The organism is Clostridium sp. ZBS2 (genome assembly GCF_023845855.1).
Classification (GTDB): domain Bacteria; phylum Bacillota; class Clostridia; order Clostridiales; family Clostridiaceae; genus Clostridium; species Clostridium aquiflavi.
Map to the genome: position 1 here is coordinate 1 of NZ_JAMQIF010000036.1, position 11,529 is coordinate 11,529.

The window sequence follows — 11,529 nt, forward strand, 5'->3', positions numbered from 1 at the left end:
ACAACTATCTCTTTTTTAGTATATAAAAATATATTAAAGTGATGTTTAAATAAGAGATAAAGTTTTTTTATAACTTTAAGATAGTCTTATATATTTAATATATCGTTGTATTGTTATATTTGTATCAAGTGTAAGAAATTTTATAAGATTTTTTTATTGTTAAAGTAAAAATTTTAAGACGACTTATTAAAGTACAGTATTAGTTATTTTTAACTAATACTGTACTTTCTATAATTTCAACTAATAAAGATTAAGAAATAGTTATGTTTAAAGATGTATTGAAATTAAGATAAAAAAGTGAGAGGTATTGAATTAGAAGTATTTTGAATTTGAGATTATAGGTATCAATCATTTGTTTTTAAAGAAAACGTTTAGAATAAATTTGTTCTTCTAAATTATTAAACTATATTATATTAATAATTTACAAAATACTATAAATAAACATAAAAAATGAAATTTAATTTTTAAAATAAACAAGAAAAATTGAAATATAAGTAGTTTTATGAGATTTAAGCAATGATGAAAATTAATGAATTGTATTCAAAAATTTGGTAAAATAACAATTGATAACTTTGATAAATTACTAAATATAGTAAAAAATATAATAAATGGATATAAGGTAAATGGAGGGGATAACTTGAGTAATGCTGATACTAAGAAGATAGATTATGAATTAGATACTGAACCCAAAGAAATTATATTAGAAGAAACAGCTGAAATACTAAAAGATCCAGAAAAAGATATAACTAAAGCTGCTAAAAAAATAAGTTCGTCTAAAAAATCAAATCGAACTACTAATAAAAAAGCCTCAAGTATAAAAGCAGAAACAAATTCAAGCAATAATAACAGTGAAAATAAAGAAGTAAAAAGTAGTACTAAAAAGTCAAATTCTTATGAACTAAATGAAACGAATATTAAAAAATTTCATGAAGGGAAAAACTATGAATCTTATAAGATTCTAGGCGCTCATATAAAAACAGAAAAAAGAAAAAAAGGAGTAAGGTTTACTACTTGGGCTCCCAATGCAAAAGAGGCTTATTTAGTTGGAGATTTTAATGATTTTAAAATAGATGAAAATTATAAACTTGAAAAATTAGATGAAAATGGATTGTGGAGCGTATTTTTACCACATATAAATGATGGTAGTAAATATAAATACTGCTTTATAGATGAATTAGGAAATCAATCAGATTTTAAATCCGATCCATATGCAATACAAAGTGAACTTAGACCTAATACTGCATCAATAGTATGTGAATTAGATAAGTTTAAATGGAATGATAAGAAATGGATTAATAGAAGAAATAAATTAAATATATATGAAATGCCAATGAATATATACGAAATGCATCTAGGATCATGGAAAAGAAATGAAGATGGAGAATTTTTAACATATGAGCAGTTAAGTGTAGAGCTGCCAAAATATCTAAAAGATATGGGTTATACTTACGTTGAATTGATGCCACTTGGAGAACATCCATTAGATGCTTCTTGGGGATATCAAGGAACGGGATATTATTCTCCAACAAGTAGATATGGTGATTTTAATGGTTTGAAAATGCTTATAGAAAAGCTACATGATGAAGAAATAGGTGTAATAATTGATTGGGTTCCAGGTCATTTTTGTAAGGATTCTCACGGATTATATAAATTTGATGGAACTACAACATATGAGTATAGCGAAGAATGGAGATCAGAAAATTGTGGTTGGGGAACTTGTAATTTTGATTTAGGAAAACCAGAAGTTCGTAGTTACTTAATATCAAACGCTCTGTATTGGATAAGAGAATTTCATATAGATGGAATTAGAGTTGATGCTGTATCAAGTATTCTTTACTTAGATTATGGTAAAGAAGAAGGTGAATGGGAGCCTAATCAATTTGGAGGAAATGCAAATTTAGAAGGTATAGAGTTCTTAAAACAATTAAACAAGGCTGTTAAAGCGGAAGATTCTAATATATTAATGATTGCAGAGGAATCAACATCATGGCCTAATGTTAGTAAATCTAATAATGGAGAATCATTAGGATTTAATTTTAAATGGAATATGGGATGGATGAACGATACTTTAGAATATATAAAAGTAGATCCTATATATAGAAAATTCAACCATGATAAAGTAACTTTTTCAATGATGTACAATTATTCAGAGAATTTTATATTACCAATATCACATGATGAAGTAGTACATGGTAAAAAGTCATTGGTTGATAAAATGTGGGGAGATTATTGGAATAAGTTTTCTGGCTTAAGATTGTTTGCATCTTACATGATGGGACACCCAGGTAAAAAGTTATTATTTATGGGATGTGAATTTGGACAATTTATAGAATGGAGAGAATATGAAGAATTAGAGTGGTTTTTAATAGATAAATATGATATGCATAGACAGACACAAGTTTTCTTCAAAGATTTAAATCATTTTTATATAGATAATAAAGCACTTTGGGAATTAGATCATGATGAAAAAGGTTTTACCTGGATTGATGCAGATAATAATTCTCAAAGTATACTTGAGTTTATAAGAAGAAGTAAAGATGACAATGATACTTTAATTTTTATTAGTAATTTTACTCCAATTGTATATTATGACTATAAAATTGGAGTTCCATTTTTAGGTGAATATGAAGAAGTATTTAATACAGATGATAGCAAGTATGGTGGTTCTGGACAAGTTATGGGGGAAACATTAATATCAGAAAAATTAGAATATCATAATAAGCCATATTCATTACAAATTAAGGTACCTCCTATGGCAACATTAGTATTAAAAATAAAATCTATATACAAGGATATTGAAGAAAAAACTTTTATGAAGAAGGTAACAGAAATAGCTGAAATAGATAGAGAAGAATTATTAGATAAAATTGAGTATATAAAATAATAGAACATTGGTGAATTAGGGGGAAGAAGTATGAGAGTTTTATTTGTAGCATCAGAAGCACATCCGTTTATAAAAAGTGGGGGATTAGGTGATGTAGCTGGAGCGTTACCTAAGGAATTAGCAAGAAAAGGTGTAGATGTTAGAGTTGTTATACCTAAATATAAAGAAATAAACCATGAACTAAAAAATAAGCTTAGATTTAATAAGTGGTTTAACGTAGATGTTGGATGGCGCAATCAATATTGTGGAATCTTAGAATATGAACATGATGGCGTAATTTATTATTTTGTGGATAATGAATACTATTTTTCTAGAGGTGGAATGTATGGTCATTATGATGATGCTGAAAGATTTGCATTTTTTGATAGAGCGGTACTAGACATGATAAAACAATTGGATTGGAAACCAAATGTAATTCATTGTAATGACTGGCAAACTGGGATGATACCAGTTTTATTGAAACTAGAATATATGAGAAAAGATATGTTTTATTGGGATATAAAATCAGTATTTTCAATTCACAATATAGCTTTCCAAGGAATATTTGATCCAGTTATATTACCAGAACTGTTTGGATATGATTATGAACAGTATACAAATACTAATTTAAAATTTGATGATGGCGTAGGATTTATGAAGGGTGCTATAAATTACTCAGATATGATAACAACTGTTAGCTATAGCTATGCAGAAGAAATAAAAACTCCTGAGTTTGGAGAAAGACTAGATTGGCTGTTAAGAGAAAAATCCTATATGTTAAGAGGAATATTAAATGGAATAGATTACGATGAATTTAATCCTAAAAATGATAATTTAATAAATAAAAATTATGATGTAAATAATATAAATGATAAATATGAAAATAAAAGAAATTTACAGTTAGAACTAGGGTTAAGCGTTAATGAAAATATACCTATGATTGCAATGGTAACAAGATTAACAAGTCAAAAAGGTTTAGATTTATTAGTGCATATTTCAGAGAGATTATTACAAAATGATATTCAATTAGTTATTGTTGGAACTGGAGATAAACATTATGAAGATCACTTTAAGTGGTTAGATTATAAATATGGAAATAAGGTCTCAGCAAATATTAGATTTGACAATAATTTGGCTCATAAAGCATATGCTGCATCAGATATGTTTTTAATGCCATCATTATTTGAACCTTGTGGCTTAGGACAACTCATAGCTCTTAGATACGGAAGTATACCAATAGTAAGAGAAACTGGTGGCTTGAAAGATACAATTAGAGCTTACAATGAGTACACAGGTGAAGGAAATGGATTTAGTTTTTATAATTACAACGCAGATGAATTACTCCATATAATAGAGTACGCTTTAAAGATTTATTATGATAAAAACAAGTGGTCAAACCTTGTGAAAAATGCTATGAATTCTAATAATAGTTGGAGCAAGTCAGCAGATGAATATTTAAATATGTACAAAGAATTAAGCTATAGATAATCTAATAATTTTTCTAAAGGAGGGGTAATGATGATAGAAATGGATAAAAAAGCATTCAAAAAAGCATATGTAAACAAATTCTTAGAAATGCACGGAATAGAACTAAAGGAAGGAACGAACCAACAAAAATACGAAGCTTTAGGAAGTTTGGTAAGAGATTATGTAACTAGGACATGGCTTAAAACAAACAAAAAATATAATAAAACAGGTGAAAAACAAGTTTATTATTTTTCAATGGAATTTTTACTTGGAAGATTGTTGGGTAATTCTTTATTAAATATTGGAATAAGAGATATTTGTAAAGAAGCTTTAGAAGAACTTAATATAAATTTGAAAGACTTAGAAAATCTAGAGGAAGATCAAGGACTTGGTAATGGAGGATTAGGAAGACTTGCTGCATGTTTCTTAGATTCAATGGCATCATTAAACATGCCTGGTCATGGATGTGGAATTAGATATAAATACGGTTTCTTTGAACAAAAAATTATTGATGGAAAGCAAGTTGAAGTATCTGATAATTGGTTAAAAGAAGGCAATGTATGGGAAAAAAGAAAAACTAATAAATCTGAAATTGTTAAATTTGGTGGAGAAATTAAAGTAGAAGAACGTAATGGAAGGTTAAATTTCGTACATGTAAATTATGAACCAATCTTGGCAATACCTTATGATACACCAGTTGTTGGATATAAAAACGATATAGTTAATACCTTAAGACTTTGGAGCGCAGAAGCATTATCAAATGAATTTGATTTTTCTTCATTCAATAGAGGTGATTTTTTACAGGCTATTCAATATAAGAATTCAGTTGAAGCTATATCACAGGTTCTTTATCCAGAAGATTCATTTTATGAAGGAAAGATTCTTAGATTAAAACAACAATATTTCTTTGTTTCCGCTGGTATACAAAGTATAATAAGACATTTTAAAAAGCACGGGGGAGAGATACCGGAATTTGCAGAAAAAATAGCTATTCATATAAATGATACTCACCCAACACTTGCTATACCAGAACTTATGAGAATATTGTTAGATGAAGAAGAATTAACTTGGGATGATGCATGGAGAATAACTGAAAATACAATATCTTATACGAATCATACTATTTTATCAGAGGCTTTAGAGAAATGGCCTGTAGATATGTTTAAAAAATTGCTTCCTAGAATATTTATGATAGTTGAAGAAATAAACAGAAGATATTGTGAAGAGCTAAAAGTTAAATTTTCTGGACAAGAAAATAAAATATCAAAGATGGCTATAATCGGAGAAGGACAAATAAGAATGGCTCATCTTGCTATAGTAGGCAGTCACAGTATTAATGGGGTAGCAAAACTTCATACTGAAATATTAAAGAAAAAGGAAATGAAAGATTTTTACTATTTGTATCCTAATAAATTTAATAATAAAACAAATGGTATAACTCATAGAAGATGGTTATTAAAATGTAATCCTAATTTAACAAAGTTACTTTCAGACACCATAGGTGATGGGTTCATAAAACATCCACTAGATTTAGAAAACTTTCAAAAACATTTAGATGATAAGAGTGTTTTAGATGAGCTAGGAAAGATAAAGCTCGAAAATAAGAAAAAACTTGCAAAGACAATATTAGACAATGAAGGCATTATAGTTGATCCTAATTCTATATTTGACGTTCAAGTAAAGAGAATACATGCATATAAAAGACAAACTTTAAATTGTTTAAGAATAATGGACTTATATAATAAATTACTTGATAATCCTAATTTAGATATTTACCCAAGAACATTTATATTTGGTGGAAAGGCTGCACCAGGATATTATTTAGCCAAAACCATTATCGAACTTATAAATAATATTGCAAGTAAAGTAAATAATGATCCAAGAGTTAATAAGAAAATGAAAGTAGTATTTATGGAAAACTATGATGTATCTTTAGCTGAAGAAATTGTTCCAGGGGCGGATGTAAGTGAGCAAATTTCAACAACAACTAAAGAAGCTTCAGGAACTTCAAATATGAAATTTATGATGAATGGAGCTATTACAGTAGCAACACTTGATGGAGCAAATATAGAGATTAAAGATGAAGTTGGAGAAGACAATATAGTTATTTTTGGATTAGAAGCAGACGAAGTATTAAGTTATTACAAAAATGGAGGATATAGTTCGTTAGAAATGTATAATCATAATTCAAGAATTAAGAATGTTATTAATGATTTAACTAATGGGAAATACCATAATGATAAGCAAAGATTTAAAACTTTATATCAAAATTTAATAACGTATAATGATGAATTTTTTGTATTAAAAGACTTTGATTCTTATTTAAAGGCACAAGATAAGATAGACGTTCTTTATAGAGATAAAGATATGTGGAATAAGATATGTGGAATAAATATATCACATTCAGGAATATTTTCATCTGATAGAACTATTGAACAATATGCAACTGGAATTTGGGGATCAGAAGTTATTTACAAGAACTTAGGCATATAAAAATAAATAACTAGTCAGCATGCTAGTTTATTTTGTGAACTACTTCTTCCTTGGAACCTACTAATAGTACAACTATTAGCAGAACCCAAGTCATTGTATTTCACAAAATATCCGTCGCATCTTTGACTTGTTATTTATTTGAATGTGCCTTATAGGAAGGGCTAATTTATGGATAAAACAAAAGTGAGATACAATTCTCAAGATAAGAATTTTAAAAAACCTTTTGGAGCAGTTGAAATTGGTAGAGCTATAAAACTATCAATTATAGTCAATAGAGATTTATTAGTAGCTCTTGAATTAACTGATTTTAATAATGAGAGTAGTTTATTGGAAATGCAAAAAGAATATTTAAATGATGGAAACTATAAATACTCAGTAGAAATAGATACATCTAATAAAACAGGACTGCTAAGATATTATTTTATTTTAATAGATGGTTATAAGAGAATTTATTATGGAAATAATGATGAAAAATTAGGCGGCGAAGGACAAGTATATAATAATGATCCTTTGCCATATGAAGTAACTGTATATGAAAAAATTGATGTGCCTAAGTGGTATAAAGATGGTGTTATATATCAGATATTTGTTGATAGATTTTGCAATGGAAATGAAGATAACAGCATAAATAAACCAAAGAAAAATTCTTTTTTATATGCTACATGGAATGATGAGCCAATGTATATAAAAGATAATATGGGAAGAATTTCAAGATGGGATTTTTATGGTGGAAATTTAAAAGGAATAATAAAAAAATTAGATTATATAAAATCTTTAGGTGCTAATATCATATATTTAAGTCCAATATTTAAATCATCTAGTTGTCACAAATATGATGTTGGTGATTATGAAGTTATAGATGAAATGTTTGGAACTAACGAAGAATTTTCAAAATTATGTAATATAGCACGAAGCAAAGGAATAAGAATTATATTAGATGGAGTATTCAGTAACACTGGATCTGATAGTAGATATTTTAACAAGTATGGAAATTATGATGAAGTTGGTGCATATCAGTCCCCTAATTCAAAGTATTACAAGTGGTATAAATTCATAACTTATCCTTATCAATATCAATCTTGGTGGGGTATAGATAATAGACCTAATGTAAATGAACTTGAAGAGAGTTATCTAGACTATATAGTAAATAAAAAAGGCTCTATAATGGAAAAATGGATGAATTTGGGTGCGAGTGGATGGAGACTAAATGTTGCTGATGAATTACCAGATAAATTTATAGAGATTTTTAAAAAAAGAATGAAGGAAATTAATAATGATAGCGTACTTATAGGAGAGGTTTGGGATGATGCTTCTAATAAAATAAGTTATTCAAAACGAAGAAAATATTTATTTGGCAAAGAATTAGATTCAGTTACTAATTATCCGTTAAGAGAATGTTTAATAAATTTTGTTAAAGGGTATATAACTTCTGAGAAACTAAAAAAGAGAATAATGTCTTTGTATGAGAATTATCCAAGAGAAATTTTTAATTCTAATATGAATGTTATAGGTACACATGATACTGAAAGAATTTTAACAATATTAGATGGAAATTTATATTTACTTAAATTAATGATAGTTTTTCAAATGACATTGCCAGGAGTACCGGTAATTTATTATGGAGATGAAGCTGGGTTAAAGGGTGGAAAAGATCCTGAAAATAGAAAGGCTTATCCATGGAATAATGAAAATCAAGAGATATTAAAATTTTACTCTAAGATAATAAATATAAGAAAAAATGAAGAGGTTTTGAGAAAAGGTAATTTAAAAATATTTGATATGGATGTGAACATATGTATATTAAAAAGAACATATGAAGGAAAAAACATAATAGTAGTATTAAATAATTCAGGCTTGCATAAAAACTTAAATAAATTTGAATTTGAAGGTGTATATAGCGAATTATTTAGTAATAAAACTATAGATTTTGATAAGGCTGATATCAACTTATCACCATATAATTTTTTAATATTATCTAAATAAATATGTAAATTAAAATGGATGCTTTGTTTAAAGAAGATTTATAAGAGTTATGTCGTGAATACATGATAATTTAAGGGGAAAAAGAGAGGAGATATTTATGGGAAATACTGAAATTGTGGCTATGATATTAGCGGGGGGACAAGGCTCAAGATTAGGAGTATTGACCAAGAAGTTAGCTAAGCCAGCAGTGCCATTTGGAGGAAAGTATAGAATAATTGATTTTCCTTTGAGTAATTGTGCAAATTCAGGGATTTATACAGTGGGGGTTTTGACACAATATAAGCCTTTAGAATTAAATGCACACATAGGAATAGGTTTACCTTGGGATTTAGATAGAAAAGATAGTGGAGTAAGCATATTGCCACCATATCAAGAAGAAAAGGGTGGAAATTGGTATAAAGGAACAGCAAATGCAATTTATCAAAATATAGAATTTGTTGACAGGTATGATCCAGAGTATGTACTTATACTATCAGGTGATCATATATATAAAATGAATTATACAAAAATGTTAGAATTTCATAAGGAAAAGAATGCAGATGCCACTATTGGAGTAATTGAAGTTCCAGTAAATGAAGCTAGTCGTTTTGGAATAATGAACACTAGAGATGATATGTCCATATATGAATTTGAGGAAAAACCTAAAATACCTAAAAGTAATTTAGCTTCTATGGGTATATATATATTTAATTGGAAAACATTAAAGAAATATTTAAGAAATGATGAAGCTAATAAAAGTTCAAGCAATGACTTTGGTAAAGATATAATACCATCAATGTTAAATGACGGTGGTAAAATGGTTGCTTATCCATTTGAAGGATATTGGAAAGATGTTGGAACTATTGAAAGCCTTTGGCAAGCAAATATGGACTTGTTAAAATCTGATAATGAACTTAATTTGCATGATCAAGATTGGAGAATATATTCAACAAATCCAGTAAGACCAGCACAATATATAGGAGAAAATGCTAAGGTTACTAATTCACTTATAGTTGAAGGATGCACTGTTAATGGAACAGTACAAAATTCTGTTTTATTCCAAGGTGTACAAGTTGGTAAAAATACAGTAATAAAAGACTCTGTTATTATGACAAACGCTAAAATAGGGGATAATGTGATAATTGAAAAAGCTATAATTGGAAATGATGCTGTGATAAGGAAAGACTGTGTAATAGGCACAGGTGATGAAATTGAAATTGTTGCTGCCAAAGAAGAGGTAAAAATGGGTAGTATCATGAAAAATAGCAAGGCGGTATAAGGAAAGTTGAGGGAAAAAGAGATGAATGATTGTGTTGGAATAATAAATTTAGATGAAAATGAAACAAAAATGGGAGAACTAGTAATAAATAGACCACTTGCATCAGTCCCTATAGCAGGAAGATATAGAATTATAGATTTCGTATTATCAAATATGACAAATTCAGGTATAGAGAGTATTGGAATTTTTACAAAAAATAAGTCTAGATCGCTAATTGATCATTTAACTAATGGTAGACCATGGGATTTACACAGAAATCAAAATGGATTAAGAGTATTTAATTTTTGTGAAGTAGATCCAGTATATGAAGATGTTCATAATTTTTCAGAAAATATAGAGTTTTTTAAGCGTAGTCATAAGGAATATTTGTTATTAACTCCATCTTATATGCTTTGTAATATAGATTATCAAAAAGTAATTGATTATCACAAAAAGAGTGGACAAGATATAACAATGGTATATAAAAAAATAAACAATGGTAAAAACTCATTTGTAGGATGTGATGTTTTAAACTTTGATGATTTAGATGAAGTTGTAAGCATTGGTGAAAATGTAGGTAGAGATAATAACATTAATATAGGCATGGAAGTTTATGTATTAAAAACTAGCTTATTTATAGATATAGTCCAAGATTGCTTAGTTAGTGGAATGTATAAAAAAGTTAAAAGCTTTATACATGATAATTTAGACAGTTTAAGAGTAGGGGCATATAAATTTGATGGCGAATTAAATTGTATAAATTCTATAAAAACATTATACGATAGCAATATGAAATTATTAAATAGAAAGATAAGTAAGGAAATATTCAGAGAAGATAGAGGAATATATACGAAAGCAAAAGATGAGGCGCCAACACATTATACAGACACTAGTAATGTTAAGAATTCTATAATAGCTAATGGATGTTATATAGAAGGCGAGGTAGAAAATTGTGTTATAGGAAGAAGAGTTTTTGTAGGTAAGGATGCAAAGTTGAAAAATTGTGTAGTAATGCAAGATAGTATTATAGAAGATAACACTTTATTAGATAGTGTAATTACAGATAAGGGAATAAAGGTTAAAGAGGGAGAAAAACTTATAGGATCTAGTTTATATCCTCTAGTAGTTATGAAAAAAGAATATCTTTAAAAATGCTCTGTTTAAACATAGTGTTAATATATAAATAATTATGCCTATAAGCTTTGTAGTATAAAAACTGTTTAGCATATAGGCATTTTTTATTAAAATAATAAAAAACTTTTAAAATACTGTTGACAATTGTTTTTTGAGATGGTATTATAAAACTCGTCGCTGAGAGATGCGACCAACAAGTAAAAAATAAGTTAGAAATAAAATTTCAAACTCATTAAAAAAACTTGTTGACATGAAAAAACTTAGGTGATATACTAAGGAAGTCGCTTAAGGGTGACACAATAAAACAAAAGTTGACAAGAAAGTCAACGATAAAAATTTGGTCTTTGAAAAT

General features: G+C 27.8%; 6 protein-coding genes. All 6 read left to right on the forward strand.

Features of this window, described 5'->3' with window-relative positions; genetic code table 11:
• Positions 1–637: 637 nt before the first annotated feature.
• On the forward strand, positions 638–2,884 hold the full coding sequence (glgB, locus tag NG918_RS16090; protein WP_252227047.1) for a 1,4-alpha-glucan branching protein GlgB: 2,247 nt from the start codon (positions 638–640) through the stop codon (positions 2,882–2,884).
• Positions 2,885–2,914: 30 nt separating this feature from the next.
• Positions 2,915–4,351, forward strand: coding sequence for a glycogen synthase GlgA (gene glgA / locus NG918_RS16095; RefSeq protein WP_252227049.1), 1,437 nt, complete (start codon positions 2,915–2,917; stop codon positions 4,349–4,351).
• A 30-nt stretch (positions 4,352–4,381) separates the two neighbouring features.
• Entirely contained in the window at positions 4,382–6,823 is a 2,442-nt protein-coding gene (locus NG918_RS16100) for a glycogen/starch/alpha-glucan phosphorylase (protein WP_252216992.1), read from the forward strand.
• 168 nt (positions 6,824–6,991) lie between these two features.
• Complete coding sequence (locus tag NG918_RS16105) at positions 6,992–8,806, forward strand: glycoside hydrolase family 13 protein (RefSeq protein ID WP_252216983.1); 1,815 nt, start codon at positions 6,992–6,994, stop codon at positions 8,804–8,806.
• Positions 8,807–8,903: 97 nt separating this feature from the next.
• Entirely contained in the window at positions 8,904–10,064 is a 1,161-nt protein-coding gene (locus tag NG918_RS16110; protein WP_252216986.1) for a glucose-1-phosphate adenylyltransferase, read from the forward strand.
• Between the two features lie 21 nt (positions 10,065–10,085).
• The gene (glgD, locus tag NG918_RS16115; RefSeq protein WP_252216988.1) at positions 10,086–11,192 is read left to right on the forward strand and encodes a glucose-1-phosphate adenylyltransferase subunit GlgD; all 1,107 of its coding nucleotides are present in this window, start codon (positions 10,086–10,088) and stop codon (positions 11,190–11,192) included.
• Positions 11,193–11,529: the final 337 nt, after the last annotated feature.